This window comes from Synechococcus sp. H55.10 (assembly GCF_047502715.1).
Lineage (GTDB): Bacteria > Cyanobacteriota > Cyanobacteriia > Thermostichales > Thermostichaceae > Thermostichus.
This window is the reverse complement of the sequence record NZ_JANSJJ010000164.1, coordinates 1-15,781: the sequence shown is the minus strand read 5'-3', so window position 1 is coordinate 15,781 and position 15,781 is coordinate 1. Positions and strand designations below refer to the sequence as shown.

Below are 15,781 nucleotides of genomic sequence, written 5' to 3'. Positions count from 1 at the left end.
GGGTTTGCAGTAGTTCAGGTTAGGCCAGCTTCTTGATGGCCAATTTCTCCAGATAGGCAGCCGGATTTTCGGGATCGAACTTCACCCCATCGAAGAAGGTTTCCACGCCGCGAGAGGTGCTGGGGGGAATGGCGGCCTCTTGGCCAATGGCTTTGGCGGCCTCGCGCCAGAGATCTTCTCGGTTGACCTTGTCCACCAGGGCTTTGGTATCCGTGTCGGCGGGCAGATAGCCCCAGCGGATGTCTTCGGTCAGGAACCAAAGGTCGTGGCTCTTGAAGGGGTAGGAAGCATTGTCTTGCCAGAACTTCATCAGGTGGGGGCTGTTTTGCACCACTTTGCCGGTGCCGTAGTCAAAGGTGCCTTTGGCGCGACCCAAGATATCGGCCACAGGAACCCCCAGCCAGCGGCGGTCGCCGATGATCCGGCACATTTCCTCTTTGTTCTCCATTTGGTCGCACCAGATCTGGGCTTCTTGCACCGCCTTCAACAGCGCCAAGGTGGCTTTCGGGTGGGCATCCACCCAGTCAGCCCGCAGAGCAAAGGCTTTCTCAGGATGGCGATTCCACAGCTCGCCGGTGGTGAGGGCGGTATAGCCCTCTTTTTGGTTCACCAGTTGAGCATTCCAAGGCTCGCCCACACAGAAGGCTTCCATCGTTTTGGATTTCATGTTGGCCACCATCTGGGGCGGCGGCACCACAATGACAGAGACATCGCCATTGGGATCGATCCCGCCGGCGGCCAGCCAGTAGCGCATCCACAGGTCGTGGGTGCCGCCGGGGAAGGTTACCGCGCATTTGGGATCCCTGCCGGCAGCTCGCGCTTCCGCAAACTTGGCTTTGAGGGGGGAACTATCCAGGCCAATTTGCAAATCCCGGTACTCGTTGGCAATGCTGATGCACTGACCGTCCAAGTTCAGGCGGGCCAGAATGTACATCGGTACCGGCTTGCCATCGGTAACTTTGCCGGTGGTGATGAGATAGGGCATGGGGGTGAGAATGTGCGCCCCATCGATGCCGCCAGCAGCGGATCCCAGCACCAAGTTGTCGCGGGTGGTGCCCCAAGAGGCCTGCTTGACCACCTCCACGTCCTTCATGCCGTACTTGTCAAAAAACCCCTTCTCTTTGGCGATGATCAGGGGGGCGGCGTCGGTGAGAGCAATGAACCCCAGCTTGGCCCGCGGGGTCTCGGGAGTATCGGCCTGGGCCACCCAGTAGCCCTGACCCAAAGATTGCGATTGGGCGCGTGGGATCCCAGCCGCGGCTGCTCCTGCTGCCAGGGCGGCTGCCCCGGCCAAAAATTGGCGACGGGAGAACAGTTTAGACATCGGAACCTCCAAGATTTTGAACGACGCAGAGAGAAAACCTTCCCCAGACTTGGCCCCTACTTAGCAAGCCATCACGGGGGAAGAAGCAGTTTGAGCAGCCGATGGACGCTGGCGCGGCCTGGCCCCGAAGTGCTCAATCAGCAGCTCCACCAAGACGGGCTTGAGGTCTTCGCAAGGGATCCCTCGACGCACACATTCGCCCAGCTTGGCGTCTTTGCCCACTTCTCCCCCCATGTAGATGTCCACCGCTTCCACCGGCTTGCCGTCCTTGCGGGCGGTGGTGCCCATTAGGCCGATATCGGCCACCTGGGGCTGGCCGCAGGAGTTGGGGCAGCCCGTCCAGTGGATGCGCACCGTCTGCGGGATCTCCAGCTCGGCTTCCAGCTCTTCCATTAGAGCCACAGCGCGGTTTTTGGTCTCGATGAGGGCAAAGTTGCAGAACTGGTTGCCCGTGCAGGACACCAGCCCCCGCTGCAAGGGCCCTGGGTTGGGGGAGAACTTTTTCAAGAGCGGCTCTTTAAGCAGCGGCGCCACCCGCGAATCGGGCACATTGGGGATGAGCACGTTCTGCTCCACCGTCAGCCGCAGCTCCCCGGAGCCGTATACCTCCGCTAGGCGGGCCAGCTCCATCATCTCCAGGGCATTCAGCCGTCCCACCGGCACGTGCAGGCCAACGAAGTTCAAGCCCGGCTGCTTCTGGGCATGCACCCCCAGGAGATCCCGCTTCTGCCAGACCACCTCATCTTTTTCCGCCGCTCTGGACAGCGGATGGCCGATCTGCCGCTCCACAGCCGCCCGAAACTTCTCCAGGCCCCACTCGTCAATGAGCCACATCAGCCGCGCCTTCTGCCGGTTGGCCCGCAGGCCGTGATCCCGGTAGACCAGCAGCACCGCCTCGCACAGAGGAACCACATCGCGCGGATCCACCCAGACATCCAGCCCGATGGCCTCGGCACAGCGGCGGGCCGAAAAAAAGCCCCCCACCAAGACGTTGAAGCCCAGCTTGCCCGCTTTGAAGGCCGGCACAAAGGCCAGGTCGTTGATCTCCGCATGAACGGAGTTGTCGCGACAACCGCAGATGGCGATGTTAAACTTACGCGGCAGATTGGTGAAGGAAGGGTTGCCCTCGCCGTTGTTGGTTACCATGTCCTGCACCTTGCGGGTGAGGCCGCGCACGTCAATCAGCTCATCTGGGTCAATGCCCGCGAGGGGGGATCCCGTAATGTTGCGCACATTGTCCATGCCCGACTGGATGCTGGTTAGGCCCACCTCCTTCAAGTAGCCCAAGATCTGGGGCATCTCCTCGATGGGGATGCCGCGCAGTTGCAAGTTCTGCCGGGTGGTGATGTCGGCTACGCCATCTTTTCCATAGGGATGGATGATCGCCGCCAACATCCGCATCTGGCCGCTGGTCAGGATCCCATTGGGCAGGCGCAGCCGCAGCATAAACTGGCCGGGCGTGCGCTTGCGAAAGAAGATCCCCAGCCACTTGAGGCGGTGATCCCGGTCGTCTTCAGGGATGTTCTCCCAGCCCATGCGGGCAAACGCTTCCAGCTCGGCTTTGACCGCCAGCCCGTCCTTTTCGCTTTTGAGGCGCTCAAATTGGTTCGCCATCGTCGCTGCCGTAGGGTAACACCGGCTACCTTAGCGATGGCCAACCGTTAACTTTGGTATTTGCCGTTACATTTTGTAACAAGTTATGCCGTTTTGTCATTTTCCAATTGCGGTTTGTGCATAAAAGTAGGCTTGCAAAGGTGAGGCACAGTCATTTCAAGCAGCAATGAAACGTTTCTCTGCATCCTCATGGCTATGCAACGCTGTCGTGAACGCGCTGCTCTAACCCCCCTCTCCCTTTGGGAGAGGGGCTGGGGGTGGTCGCGTGAGCGGCGCGGAGCGCTTGGGCCATCCCTCAGGGAGAGGGGCTGGGGGTGAGGGCTGGGCGGTCTGGATCTGGCTCTGCCGTGCTATGTGTAGTCGAGGTCGATTTTGGTGAACTATGGCCGGCAACTCTATTCGCTTTGGTACCGACGGCTGGCGAGCCGTGATCGCCGACGGCTTTACCTTCCAGAACTTGGCTATTGCCGCCCAGGCCAGCGCCCAGGTGTTGGCCCGCACCTATCCCGGCGCAGGGATCCTGATCGGCTACGACAACCGCTTTCTCTCTGAACGCTTTGCTGCCCACGCTGCCGAGGTGGTGGCGCGGTTGGGGATCCCGGTTTATCTCTCTGCCTGTGCTGCCCCGACGCCGGCCTTCAGTTGGGCAGCCAAGGAGCGCGGCTGCCATGGAGCCTTGGTGATCACCGCCAGCCACAACCCGCCCCACTATTCCGGCCTCAAAGTCAAAGGCGGCTTTGGCGGCTCCGTGCCCCCGGAGGTCACCGCTGCCATCGAGCAGGAGCTGCACCACCTGCAACCGCTGGGATCCAACTCCGCCCCCATCCACACCTGGGATCCCTGGCCTGGCTACCTGGCTCAGCTCAGCCGCTTTGTGGATCTGGAAAAGCTCAAAGGCTCCCCGGCCAAGATCTGGGTAGATGTCATGTTTGGCTCCGGGGCTGGGGGCCTCAAGCGCCTCTTGGGAGAGAAGGTAATTGAATTGCAGGCGCATCGGGATCCCTTGTTTGGCGGGTTCTCACCGGAGCCGCTGCCGCAAAACCTGCAGACCTCTGCCCAGATCATCGCGGCGGATCCCGCCCCGTTAAAGATGGGTCTGGTCTTCGATGGCGATGCCGACCGCATTGCCGCCCTCGATGGACAGGGGCACTTTCTCAGCCCCCAGATCCTCATTCCCATCCTGATCGACCACTTGGCGGGGCGACGCGGCCTGCGGGGCGAAATCGTCAAAACCATCAGTGGCTCGGAGCTATTCGTCAAGGTGGCGGAGCGCTATGGCCTGCCGGTTACGGAAATGCCTGTGGGCTTCAAATACATCGCCGAGCGCATGCTGACCACCCAGGTGTTGCTGGGGGGAGAAGAATCCGGCGGCATCGGCTACCTGGGCCACATCCCCGAACGGGATGCCCTCCTCTCTGCTCTGTACTTGATTGAGGCCGTCACCGAAACCGGGCAAGATCTGAGCGCCCTTTACCGAGCTTTGCAGGAACGGGAAGGATTTAGCTCGGTTTACCAGCGCCGCGACCTGCACCTGGCGGATCAAAACCAACAAGTCAGGCTATTTCAACAGTTGCAGGCGGATCCCCCGTCTGAGATTTTGGGGCAGAAGGTGATTAAGCATTTCGACAAAGACGGCCACAAGTTTACCCTTGCCGACGGCAGTTGGGTCATGATCCGCGGCAGCGGCACCGAGCCCCTGCTGCGGCTTTACTCCGAAGCCAAAACCCCAGAAGCAGTCAATCATCTGCTGGATTGGGCAGCCGGCTTGGTCAACACAAAGGGATAGCTTGGTAGCTCCGCACTTTAGTGCGGGGAAGAAAAGCCCGTAAGCAACTTTAGATGCTTGCCAACGGTGCTCACAGGCAGTATGTCTGTCGATGAGGTGCACCGTTTCCAGGCGAGCACCTACCACGATGAAAAACCCGACCGGTGACAAACGCCCAGGAGATAGCAACGTCTCAGCCAACCTGCAAGGACTCCGTCCCGCTGACGCGAACAGAAAAGTAAGCAGAACTTTGGCGCCTTGCCTTAAGGAACTGTGTAGCGGCGTCTTGACAGCACCTTTGCGACTCCGTTTCTGGGCTACGTAAGAATTCCTCGCCTCTAGGCGGGGAGAGTGTCAAAACAGCTTCCCACCCCAAATCATCTTTTTAATTCCTATAAACAGGAGCCGGGGGCGATCGCGGCAGCACCACGGAGCGCCATCCCTAGCTCCCCTCTCCCCCAGGGAGAGGGGGCGGGGGTGAGGGCCCCAGGGAGAGGGGTCGGGGGTGAGGGGTTGGGGGTGGTCGCGCTAGCGGCGCGGAGCGCTTGGGCCCCTGGGAGAGGGGTCGGGGGTGAGGGAATTCTCAACCGACCCTAATTGAAAGTCACAGTAGCTGTGTTAGAAATTACTGATTGCGCCCCACTGCTGAAGAGAGTGACGGGTGGGTTGGTATAAGTCGTTGGTGGCGGAGGCGGAGGCGAGATCTGTTCCACAGATACAGAAACCACGCAGGAGGAATTCGGAGCCAGAGTTCCACCTTGAAGGGCAATTGTGGTTGAAGGAATTGCTGGTTGTAGTAGAGAACCAGGAATGCTGGGGTTTGCCGTGAGCGTGCCACCGCACGTATTTAAAGTAACTACATTCGTTTCAGTAATTCGCAAACCACCTGGCAAAGCATCTATAAAGCTAAGTCCAGACAAAGGTACAGGAGCATTGTTGGTGATGGTAAAGATAACGGCTACAGTGCCGCCTGTTGTTGCTGTGATAGGGCTAAACTCTTTGGTAAATATTGGAGCAGGAACTTGGTTTACGGTTAGGCTGACAGGTGCGCTTTGAGCGGCAGGAGCCTGGTTGCTGGTGAGCGTTGTGGCAGGGTTCGTGTAAGTGCCCGTATTTGTAGCAACCACCTGAACGCTTATCAAGCAGCTTGAATTGGGACTAAGCTGGCCGCCGGTCAGAGAAATAAAGCTTCCATTTGCAGGGGCGCTTGCAGTTCCCCCACAGGTATTGTTGAGGCCAGGGACGGCAGCAACGGATAGCCCTGCCGGCAAGATTTCCGCAAAGCTGAGGCCGGTCAGTTGGATGCCGGAGTTGTTGGTGATCGAAAAACTTAAAGTAACAGGAACACCCACCGAAGTCGTGCTCGGACTAAAGCTCTTGGTAAAGGTTGGAGCAGCCAAGGGGGCCGGAGGCAACCCAACAATGCTGGGAGAAGGGTTGGGGCTGGGCAAGGGCGGGATCGTCGGCGCCGAGACGGGAGGGGGCACGAGAGGGCTGGGCTGGGTTGGGGGAGCAGCTCCAACGGGAGGAGTAGCCGGCACTCCCACGCCAGTTCCGCCGGGTTCTACACTTGGGTTTTGCACAGGAAAGATCGGCCCAGGTATAAAGCTGGTTGCATTCTTATCCTTCGCCTGTTGGCAAGCCGTCAGCAAACCAACACAGAGGCAAGCCAAAACCCCAGCCAGCTTTCCGGTTTTCATTCCCTCATCCTCCTGACCTTAAATCTCTCGCAGCAATTAAACACTGCCCTTAGCCAGCTTCACGCTAGGTAGCCTGAGCGCGTGCCTCTAATCTTAGGGCTTGGCCAAACGAATCGCGAATGACCAGGATCACCAAAACCCTTTCTCCGGTAGCAACGTTGGCATTGTAGGCCACCAGATCAGCCGGGAAGGTAAAGCCATTGGTGAGGGTGATCCCGTCGGTTCGGTCGGCGTAGCTGTTGCCTCGGCCTATGAGCGTATTCCTAAACTGCTCGATGGCTGTCGGCAAGAAAATGCCGGTAATATCTGTGCCGCGGCTGATGTTGAAAAACTGCAGCTCTACGCTGGCAATGACCCCTGGCACCAACAAGCCGCGCAAGGTAACTGTTACAAAAGCGGATCCCACTGGGTTAATCGGAACAGGGTTTGGCGGGGTAGACGGGGTAGAGAGCAAAAGGTTGAATTCCCCATTTGGAGCTGGCCGTAGACTGGGTGGATCCGGCAGGTCAGGCTGAATGGGTGGCGGCGTGATGGGGGCAAAGTCTGGCCCAGGGCGGAAGGTGATGGGTGTGAGGTTGGGCGAGATCGTGGGGGCTACGGCCACGGGAGGAGGCGTGGATCCATCGGCGGTCAAGAGGGGTGGCAGGCCGCCCGTAGTCTCGCTGCTGCAGGCAGTGGCTAGCGCCAGCGAAGCCCAAGTTGCCAGAAGAGAAAGGCCGCCACGGCCAGGGCCTGAGCCAGAACGTCGTTTCATCGGGGAATTCTCCACTCACTCACACCACAGCAAATCCTTCCGCCAATGTCCAGCCGGGATCCACTGAATCTGCCCCTGTGCATGGGCAAGATTATGAGGGATCCCGTTTCAAAGGCGGATGCCTGCTGTTAGTTCTACTGCATCTTGGGGCGTTGTCAAGCAAGCGGAAAAGCAAATCCAAGAAATTTTTTCGGAAATGGCCCATCCCCTAGATATGGGGTATCATAGCCTCAAACAGGGGCGGCCAGCTTACCTGTAGCGTTGGGGTTGGGTGCCTTTTCCTCCATTTTGTGTGTGGATTTCCCCAGATTAGGGTGTGTGAGGCAGTGCCGTATGAACTTCAAAGGTCGCTCATTGGCAGTTTTGTGTGGAGTCTTGCTCCTAGGTGGCTGCGGTCAAATTGACGAATCCCCCGCCTTGCCGGGGCCTGTCCAGGTGGATCCCACGGCGTTTGTCTCGGCGCAGGAGTACCGCTTTACCCCCGGCTCAGTGCTGGAGACCACTAGCCTGCGGCTAGACTACGTCAACCCAAAATTTGACAACGGGATCCCTGTGCGGAACAGCGGCTTTCAAGGCAGCGGAGAAGCCCGCATTACCAACGTAGAGGCCCGCATTCTGCCGGTCAATGAGATCCCAGCCAATGAACTGACAATTGACTCAACCCTTCGCTCCAGCACACTGGCCATCCAGATTGCCCGATCCACGCCGCTGGTGAATCTCATCGCCTTCGGCCCCAACGACGGCAGGCTATCTACGCAATTCAGCATTGCCGGGCTGGTTGCCCTTTCGACAAACCCCAACGACCAGCGCATTCGAGTCAACACAACCTTTAGAGCTGCCGATCCGGATACGGAAACTGTTTTAACTTTAACCGTGCGCCGCATCTTGGTTAGCCGCAATGGCAACCAAGTCGTCTTAGAGGGAGATTCTTCTCTCATTGTCCCTACCGTGGGAGTACTCTATGAAGATCCCGGCCCTAATGGCAACCCACCGGCAGGATCCTTTGTCAATCCTCCCCCACCTCAAGGGCCTGTCACTGCCATTCTGCAAACCGGCAGTTTCTCCGCTAGCTTTGTGGTGCGGCAGCGGGGCGTGGCCGGCGATGGCACTCCTGAAGATGCCCTGGCTCTCTTTGCCCGCCTGAACTTCCGGCCCAACCAGGCGGAAATCGTCTATCGTCCCGCCCAGGTGGGTACGCAGTCGGTGCTATTTGCTCCGGATCCCACTCGTCCGAACATCTTGCCCAACCAGTTGGTGCGCATCCGGCGTCTGCTGAACGGTCGGGTACAAGCGGAGTTTGACCCGGCCAATGTCAGCACAGTCCTCAACTTTGTCCAGGTCAGCCCGCCGCCACGACCTTTCCCCACCCCGATCCCGCAGTTGCCCGTCCCTGAGCGTCCGGGTGCTCCCACAGTCTTCGATTACTTCTTCTCCTTGCGCACCGAGCGCTCTACGGGTACCTTACCTGGCTCACCTGTGGAAGGAAATACCCCTGAGCCGGTTATTCTTCAGGGCATTGTGCCCGCCACTGGCGATTTTGTCTTCCGCACCCTGGCCGGGGCACAATTGGCTGGCCCATTCAACAGGGCAGATATTGGCGGTTCTCTGCTGCGAGGCAACTTGAATTTGGTTTTCGACTCAATGACTTCTGCCGACCGGATCTCCGGCCAGTGGTTCCTGGAACAGGAGTTTCCTACCGGCAACGTTGAGACTGGGACAGCAAACGAACCGGGAAGCCCTGCTACCCAGCAAGGAGCTATCCTAATCATCCGTGGCTTCTTTGAGGGCGCGCAGGTGCGGCTCTAGCCCTAGCAGCCTGTTTTGAACCCCTCTAGCTCGGCCCTTGTGGCTGAGCCTTTTCTGTAGGTTAAAGTTTCGGCAGATCCATAAGCACCTAGGATAACCCCGACCTTGGGGTAGAGGAGCCTGAAGTTCCCTTCTCAGCGCATACCTACCTGTACCTCTGCATCGGTTGAAGTCGGCGTTGCCGGAAAAAGTCGTATCATTGCTAGATTGAAGCCATGGGATCCCTGACTCTGCCTGGTAGAACCGAACTTTATGACTGTTCCCCTGATTCAAAATCGTGACGCTTTGGAAAGCCGTCTTAGAGAGATTCCCACCGAGCCTGGCGTATATCTAATGCGAGATGCTACAGATCAGATTCTCTATGTAGGCAAATCTAAGAAATTGCGCTCTCGCGTGCGTTCTTATTTCCGTTTTGCTGATGATCTGTCTCCTCGCATTCAGCGCATGGTAGCTCAGGTTTGTGAAATTGAGTTTATCGTTACCGATAATGAAAGTGAAGCTTTGGCTCTAGAAGACAATCTAATTAAGACTCACCAACCCCCCTATAACGTCCTCCTTAAGGATGATAAAAAGTATCCTTACTTGTGTATCACCTGGTCAGAGCTTTATCCACAGCTTTATATCACTCGTCACCGTCGTCTCAATCAGAATCAAGACAAATACTACGGCCCTTATACTGATGTCGGTTTGTTGCGCTACACCCTTGGATTGGTCAAGCGAATTTTCCCCTTGCGTCAACGAACTAAGCCTCTGTACAAAGATCGCACCTGTTTGAACTATGACATTGGACGTTGTCCCGGAGTATGTCAAGGCTTGATCAGCCCAGAAGACTACCGCAAAACGCTAGCTCAAGTAGCCATGATCTTCCAAGGCCAGACGGATGAGCTGATCAGACAACTGCAAGAGAAAATGATCCAGGCTGCCGAACAAGAAAATTACGAGGCAGCTGCGCGATATCGGGATCAAATCCGCGGCCTAGAGCAACTGGGCGAATCCCAGAAGGTCTCTTTGCCCAACTCTAGCGCCAGCCGTGATGCTCTGGCCCTGGCCATGAACGATTCGCGAGCCTGCATTCAATTGTTTCAGGTGCGGGCCGGCAAGTTGGTGGGACGGCTGGGGTTTGTTGCCGAAAATCGGGGCGATGATCCGGCGTTGATTTTGCAGCGAGTTTTACAAGAACATTACCAATACTGTGATCCGGTGGAAATTCCTTCGGAAATCTTGACCCAGTATGAATTGCCCGATCGCGATTTTCTGGAGTCTTGGCTGAGCCAGAAAAAGGGCCGCAAGGTAAGCCTTATCACCCCTCAACGGCAGAGCAAAGCAGAGCTGATCGAGTTGGTGGAGCGAAACGCCGAGCTGGAGCTAGCCCGCAGCCAGCGCCTGGCCGATCAGAATACTGCTGCCTTGGAGCGCTTGGCGGAAGTCTTGGATCTGCCGGAGCCGCCCCGCCGTCTGGAAGCTTACGATATTTCCCACATTCAGGGATCCGATGCTGTGGGCAGTCAGGTGGTGTTTATCGATGGCCTGCCGGCCAAGCAACACTACCGCCGCTATAAGATTCGCAACCCTGAGGTACGCCCCGGCCATTCCGATGATTTTGCCAGCCATACCGAGGTGGCACGGCGTCGCTTCAGCAAGATGACTCCCGAGGATCAGCCGGATTTGGTGCTCATCGACGGGGGCAAGGGGCAACTGTCGGCAGTCATGGCCGTCTTGGCGGATTTGGGTTTGGATCACCTGCCGGTGATTGCCTTGGCCAAGCGAGAAGAAGAGATCTTCCTGCCGGGGGATCCCGTGCCGCTGCGGTTGGCTGCGCAAGATCCGGCTCGCCTGCTGTTGCAACGCCTGCGAGATGAGGCCCACCGCTTTGCCCTTGCCTACCATCGCCAGCAACGGAAGCTGCGCCAACAGGCCTCTACGCTTGACGAGATCCCCGGCCTGGGCAAGTACCGGCAAAAGCTGCTAATGGAAGAGTTTCGGTCGATTGCTCGCATCCAGGTGGCCTCAGAAGACCAGTTGGCCCGGGTGCCCGGCATTGGCCCCAAGCTGGCGCGCCAGATCTACCGCTACTTCCACCCGGAGGCCGATTTGCCGGCAACTGCGTTGGCGGAGCCGGAGAGACGCTGACGGGGAGCCAAATCTCCCCTTGGAGCTGGCCTATTATCGTGAAATCCACCACTTGCTAGGACAGCCGTTCTCGGCCAAGGGGGCCAGGGTGAAGATAGCGCTGCTGCAACTGAACTACACCGTTGGCGATCTCAGCGGCAATGCCGAGCGCATCCGTCTGGCGGTGGAAGCAGCGTCAGCGGCAGGAGCGGAGCTGGCCATCGCCTCTGAGCTGGCCCTGTTGGGGTACCCGCCTCGCGACCTGTTGCTCTACCCGGCCCTGGTCGAGAGGGCAGGCCAAGTTTTGCAGCAGTTGGCCGCCCGGCTGCGGGATAGCATTCCGGTGGTGGTGGGATCCGTGCAGCCCAACCCTCTGCCGGAGGGGCGGCCCCTCTACAACGCCGCGGCCTGGCTGGAAGGGGGTCAGATCCGCCACTGGTTTCAAAAGTCGCTCCTGCCCACCTACGATGTCTTCGACGAGGATCGCTACTTCGAGCCGGGATCCCCGCCCCGGCCCATCGAGTACCGTGGTCGCCGGCTGGGCTTCACCATCTGCGAAGATATCTGGAACGACCGCGACTTTTGGCGCCACCGCCGCTACCACCGCGATCCGGTGGAAGAGATGGCCCGCTGTGGCGCCGATTTACTCATCAATCTGTCGGCTTCTCCTTTTAGCCTGGGCAAGCAAAAATTGCGGGTGGAGATGCTGGGATCCCTGGCCCGCAAGCATGCCCTGCCCATCCTCTACGTCAACCAGGTGGGAGGCAATGACGACCTCATTTTCGACGGGGCCAGTTGCGCCCTAGATGGCCGGGGCCGGCTGGTGGCCCAAGCCGCTGCCTTCGCGCCGGATCGGCTGATTGTGGATGTGGAGGCGCTGACCCATCCCCCCGACGAGGAACAGAGCCCGCCGGGATCCCGCTGGCCAACGGAGCCGGAAGCAGAGCTCTACGAGGCGCTGGTTCTGGGCGCCCGCGACTACGTCAGCAAATGTGGCTTTCGCGAAGTCTTGCTGGGCCTCTCGGGGGGGATCGACTCGGCTGTTACTGCTGTCATTGCCGCCGATGCCCTGGGCCCGGAGCGAGTGCTGGGGGTGCTCATGCCCTCTCCCTATTCCAGCCCGGGCAGCCTGACCGATGCCTACCAACTGGCGCAAAACCTGGGGATCCCTACCCTGAAGCTGCCCATTCACTCGATTATGGAGAGCTACCAGCACCTGCTGGCAGAAGCTTTCGCCGGCCTGCCCCCCGACACGACGGAAGAAAACCTGCAATCGCGCATTCGCGGCACCCTGCTCATGGCCCTTTCCAATAAGTTTGGCCGGCTGCTCTTGACCACAGGCAACAAGTCGGAGCTGGCGGTGGGCTACTGCACCCTTTACGGGGATATGTCCGGCGGCCTGGCGGTGATCTCCGATGTGCCCAAAACTTGGGTCTACCGCCTGGCCCGCTGGATCAACCGCCAGGGGGAGCGGATCCCACTCCCCATCCTTACCAAGCCTCCCTCGGCGGAGCTGCGGCCCGGCCAACAAGATAGCGACAGCCTGCCCCCCTATGACCTGCTGGACACCATCCTGCAGCGGCACATCGAACAGCACCAGTCGGCTGCCGAGCTGGTGGCCCAAGGGTTTGATCCCGACACCGTACAACAGGTGCTGCGCCTGGTCCAAAAGGCCGAGTTCAAGCGCCGCCAGGCTCCCCCCGGCCTGCGGGTTACCGATCGCGCCTTTGGCACCGGCTGGCGCATGCCCATCGCCAAATGCCAGGAAGGGATCAGTTGAGATTTTGCCCTCTCCCAGGGGGAGTCAGCCCAAGCGCTCCGCGCCGCTCACGCGACCACCCCCAGCCCCTCTCCCGGAGATGCCCTCACCCCCAGCCCCTCTCCCAGGGGGAGAGGGGGGTTGGAAGAGCACAACCGGTTTCGCTTTTCCTACAAGGATTCGGGTAGGGGCGCGGACGTTTTTTCTGTCAATAAGGGCCTGCCAGCCGGCAGACCCCAGAGCAAAACTTTTCTTCGACTCAACAAAGAGTAAGGCAAGCAGGGCCTCTAAGCTTGCCTCTCCACTCACCAGGATCCAAGAGTCTCCCGTTTGTCGCTTCAAGACTAACTCTAGGGCCCGCAGCGCAGCAAGCCGAGTTTTCTAGATCAGGCCCAGCCAGGAGGCGACGCCTTGGCCCGTCACCGCTTCAATGACAATGGCTAATACAAAGCCGATCATGGCCGCGCGACCGTTGAGACGCTCGGCATATTCGTTAAATCCAAACTTGGGCTCAGACAGGTTGGGGTTGGACATAAGAACCTCCAATGGAATTGGAACGAGGGTGAGCAGGGATCCGCAAAGAACGATTACAGGAACAGCAGCTAACCTTCAGTATAGTTTGCATTTCTTCATGATTGCAAGGAAGGTGATCATCTGGTTCCGATGGCGGCGATGATCTGCCGCGCCAGGGGAATGGCCGCCTCGTAGGCTTTGCCCTGATGCAGGTGCAGCACCAGCGCCCAGCGGGGATCCGGCAGAGGCCAAAAAGCCAGCAACCAGGCTTGGAAATCTTCGGCCCAGAGAACGGGTTGTCCGCGTCGGTGAGGATTAAGGATGGTCCCAGACTTAGCGGCCACCGGGATCCCGTCTGGGGCGATGCCGCGGCAGGTGCCCGCCGTTGCTGCCAAACGCATGCCGGCATGGAGAGCATCCCAGATGCGATCCGGCAAAGAGAGAGCAGGCAGGGATATCTCCCCAGAAAGGGGAACGCCGCGGCGGGCGATCACCCCCGCATACACCAACAGCTCCCAGGGATCCGCCGAGCCGGCCAGACCGGTCGCCAACAGCGGTGCCGGGGCCGTGTTTTCTGTCTGGGTCAAACCAAAGCGGCGCAGCCACTCCACCAGGGTCTTGGCCCCCAGCTCCCAGCCCAACTGGTAAAAATGCACGTTGCAAGACCGAGCCAAAGCTTGGCGCAAGTTGAGCTCCCCATGTCCGCGCGGATCCCAGCAAGGGAGCCGGCCCAACCCCAATTGCGGTGGCGGATCCCACCAGCCGGGGCAGTGGATGGCCCGCTCGCCGGAGCTGATCCCGGTCTGCAAGGCAGCGGCGGCCACGGCGCACTTGACCGTTGAGCCAGGGCTGGCCCTGATCTGCGCAGCCTGCTCCGGCTGCCAAACCCTCGTCAGACGACCGGTGTTCAGGTTGAGGACAATGGCAAAATCGCGCGGATGGGGCAGCCCTTGCAAACCCCAGGCCACAGCAGAACCCAAGAGCCAGGCCCCACAGGTGCGGCGTTTCATCGGCTCCCCCTCCCCAGCCAAGAACGACAGGGATCCCTGTTACAAAAATTCGGAAATCGCAGCCTTCTCACGGACTAGGGTAATCTGAAGTGCAGGTCAATGGAGAGAACCCTCATGGCGATTCAGCGTGGTGCCAAAGTCCGTGTGTTGCGGAAAGAATCCTACTGGTATCGGGATGTGGGAACGGTTGCGGCGGTGGATACCAGCGGCATTCTTTATCCGGTGATCGTCCGCTTCGACAAGATCAACTACTACAACATCAACACCAACAACTTCCGCGAAGATGAGCTGGAGGTGCTGGAAGCTCCCAAAGCCAAGGCCAAAGCCACCCCGGCTAGCTAAACCAGGGGGAGTTCTCATCGCCGGGAGCTGTGTTGCTTGAGTGAGGCGTTCTGTGCCGGAACTGCCAGAAGTTGAGACGGTTCGGCAAGATTTGCAGCGCCTCACCCTGGGGCCGCGGATACTGGCAGTGGAGGTGCTCCTGACGCGCACCATTGCCTATCCGGCAAAGGAGATTTTTGGGCAAAGCTTAATCGGCGCCTGTTTTACCCAGTGGCAGCGGCGAGGCAAATATCTTTTGGGATCCCTAGATTCCGGAGCGGTTCTGGGTGTGCATTTGCGCATGACCGGGCAATTGCTCTGGGTTCAGGGATCCGAGCCTTTGCCGGCCCATACCCGCGTCCGGCTGCGCCTGGAGCGGGGGTGGGAGCTGCGCTTTGTAGATCTGCGTACCTTTGGCCAGATGTGGCTGGTGCCCGCCGGGGTGGAGCCGGAGACGGTGATCGCCGCTCTGCAGAGCTTGGGGCCGGAGCCGCTGTCGCCGGCCTTTTCAGAAGCCTATTTCCAGGCGTCCTTGCGGAAGAGCCGGCGCCCCATCAAAACCGCCCTGCTGGATCAGTCGCTGGTGGCGGGGGTGGGCAACATCTACGCCGACGAGGCCCTGTTTCTGAGCGGCATTCACCCCTTGACGCCCGCCTTGCAGCTCTCCGACTCTGCCAAGGCACGCCTGCGGGAAGCTTTGATCGAGGTGTTGCGGGTCGGGCTGGAGCAGCGGGGCACCACCTTGCGGGATTACCGGGATCTGCGTGGGCTTAACGGCAACTACCAAGGGCAGGCATGGGTGTACGGTCGAGAAGGGGATCCCTGTCGCCTCTGTGGCACCCCCATTCAGCGGATCAAGCTGGCGGGCCGCTCAGCCCACTTTTGCCCCCACTGCCAGCCACTTCCAGGCCAGGTTGAGACTTGATGGCGTATCCCCCGTAAGCAGCTATAGTTCTAGGTTGATCCCCAGCTCCCCTCTCCCAGAGGGAGAGGGGCTGGGGATGGTCGCGTGAGCGGCGCGGAGCGCTTGGGCACCTCTGGGAGAGGGGGTGGGGGTGAGGGAGGGATCCCAGTGAAAAAAATGGCATGGCCCCAGTTCTGGGTCG

Annotated in this window: 12 protein-coding genes; 6 read left to right on the top strand and 6 right to left on the bottom strand. The window is 59.4% G+C overall.

All coding sequences use genetic code 11. The features are described 5' to 3' along the window. Positions 1 to 19 precede the first annotated feature (19 nt). Positions 20 to 1,324 (bottom strand): CmpA/NrtA family ABC transporter substrate-binding protein, encoded by a 1,305-nt coding sequence (locus tag NW858_RS10480; protein ID WP_414335836.1) that lies wholly within the window; start codon positions 1,322 to 1,324, stop codon positions 20 to 22. Between the two features lie 60 nt (positions 1,325 to 1,384). Then, positions 1,385 to 2,938, bottom strand: a complete 1,554-nt coding sequence (locus NW858_RS10475) for a ferredoxin--nitrite reductase (protein WP_414335834.1) — start codon at positions 2,936 to 2,938, stop codon at positions 1,385 to 1,387. Positions 2,939 to 3,320: 382 nt separating this feature from the next. Here NW858_RS10475 and NW858_RS10470 point away from each other — a divergent pair, with 382 nt between their 5' ends. Continuing rightward, on the top strand, positions 3,321 to 4,724 hold the full coding sequence (locus NW858_RS10470) for a phosphoglucomutase/phosphomannomutase family protein (protein ID WP_414520455.1): 1,404 nt from the start codon (positions 3,321 to 3,323) through the stop codon (positions 4,722 to 4,724). A 572-nt stretch (positions 4,725 to 5,296) separates the two neighbouring features. Here NW858_RS10470 and NW858_RS10465 read toward each other — a convergent pair. Next, a complete protein-coding gene (locus NW858_RS10465; protein ID WP_414520454.1) occupies positions 5,297 to 6,103 on the bottom strand; it encodes a hypothetical protein in 807 nt (268 codons plus the stop codon). A 364-nt stretch (positions 6,104 to 6,467) separates the two neighbouring features. Further along, positions 6,468 to 7,157, bottom strand: a complete 690-nt coding sequence (locus tag NW858_RS10460; protein ID WP_414520453.1) for a hypothetical protein — start codon at positions 7,155 to 7,157, stop codon at positions 6,468 to 6,470. 333 nt (positions 7,158 to 7,490) lie between these two features. On the opposite strand from NW858_RS10460, the gene NW858_RS10455 reads away from it, so the two are divergent. From NW858_RS10455 to NW858_RS10445, 3 genes are all read left to right on the top strand, one after another. Then, positions 7,491 to 8,963 carry a hypothetical protein gene (locus NW858_RS10455; protein WP_414520452.1) on the top strand — a complete coding sequence of 491 codons (1,473 nt, stop codon included), beginning with the start codon at positions 7,491 to 7,493 and terminating at the stop codon, positions 8,961 to 8,963. 252 nt (positions 8,964 to 9,215) lie between these two features. Then, positions 9,216 to 11,093, top strand: coding sequence for an excinuclease ABC subunit UvrC (gene uvrC, locus NW858_RS10450; protein WP_414337182.1), 1,878 nt, complete (start codon positions 9,216 to 9,218; stop codon positions 11,091 to 11,093). 88 nt (positions 11,094 to 11,181) lie between these two features. After that, entirely contained in the window at positions 11,182 to 12,852 is a 1,671-nt protein-coding gene (locus tag NW858_RS10445; RefSeq protein WP_414336069.1) for an NAD+ synthase, read from the top strand. 360 nt (positions 12,853 to 13,212) lie between these two features. Here the strand turns inward: NW858_RS10445 and NW858_RS10440 are convergent, their stop codons facing one another. Together NW858_RS10440 and NW858_RS10435 are read right to left on the bottom strand one after the other, a co-directional pair. Continuing rightward, on the bottom strand, positions 13,213 to 13,365 hold the full coding sequence (locus tag NW858_RS10440) for a chlorophyll a/b-binding protein (protein WP_011429120.1): 153 nt from the start codon (positions 13,363 to 13,365) through the stop codon (positions 13,213 to 13,215). Positions 13,366 to 13,481: 116 nt separating this feature from the next. Continuing rightward, positions 13,482 to 14,354 (bottom strand): penicillin-binding transpeptidase domain-containing protein, encoded by an 873-nt coding sequence (locus NW858_RS10435; protein WP_414520451.1) that lies wholly within the window; start codon positions 14,352 to 14,354, stop codon positions 13,482 to 13,484. Positions 14,355 to 14,468: 114 nt separating this feature from the next. On the opposite strand from NW858_RS10435, the gene NW858_RS10430 reads away from it, so the two are divergent. After that, positions 14,469 to 14,696, top strand: coding sequence for a photosystem I reaction center subunit IV (locus NW858_RS10430; RefSeq protein ID WP_414336138.1), 228 nt, complete (start codon positions 14,469 to 14,471; stop codon positions 14,694 to 14,696). 52 nt (positions 14,697 to 14,748) lie between these two features. After that, the gene (locus tag NW858_RS10425) at positions 14,749 to 15,600 is read left to right on the top strand and encodes a DNA-formamidopyrimidine glycosylase (RefSeq protein WP_414348804.1); all 852 of its coding nucleotides are present in this window, start codon (positions 14,749 to 14,751) and stop codon (positions 15,598 to 15,600) included. Positions 15,601 to 15,781: the final 181 nt, after the last annotated feature.

Coding starts and splice junctions, on each gene's coding strand:
- NW858_RS10480 (WP_414335836.1), bottom strand. CDS start 1,324: ATGTCTAAACTGTTCTCCCGTCGCCAATTTTTGGCCGGGGCAGCCGCC.
- NW858_RS10475 (WP_414335834.1), bottom strand. CDS start 2,938: ATGGCGAACCAATTTGAGCGCCTCAAAAGCGAAAAGGACGGGCTGGCG.
- NW858_RS10470 (WP_414520455.1), top strand. CDS start 3,321: ATGGCCGGCAACTCTATTCGCTTTGGTACCGACGGCTGGCGAGCCGTG.
- NW858_RS10460 (WP_414520453.1), bottom strand. CDS start 7,157: ATGAAACGACGTTCTGGCTCAGGCCCTGGCCGTGGCGGCCTTTCTCTT.
- NW858_RS10455 (WP_414520452.1), top strand. CDS start 7,491: ATGAACTTCAAAGGTCGCTCATTGGCAGTTTTGTGTGGAGTCTTGCTC.
- uvrC (WP_414337182.1), top strand. CDS start 9,216: ATGACTGTTCCCCTGATTCAAAATCGTGACGCTTTGGAAAGCCGTCTT.
- NW858_RS10440 (WP_011429120.1), bottom strand. CDS start 13,365: ATGTCCAACCCCAACCTGTCTGAGCCCAAGTTTGGATTTAACGAATAT.
- NW858_RS10435 (WP_414520451.1), bottom strand. CDS start 14,354: ATGAAACGCCGCACCTGTGGGGCCTGGCTCTTGGGTTCTGCTGTGGCC.
- NW858_RS10430 (WP_414336138.1), top strand. CDS start 14,469: ATGGCGATTCAGCGTGGTGCCAAAGTCCGTGTGTTGCGGAAAGAATCC.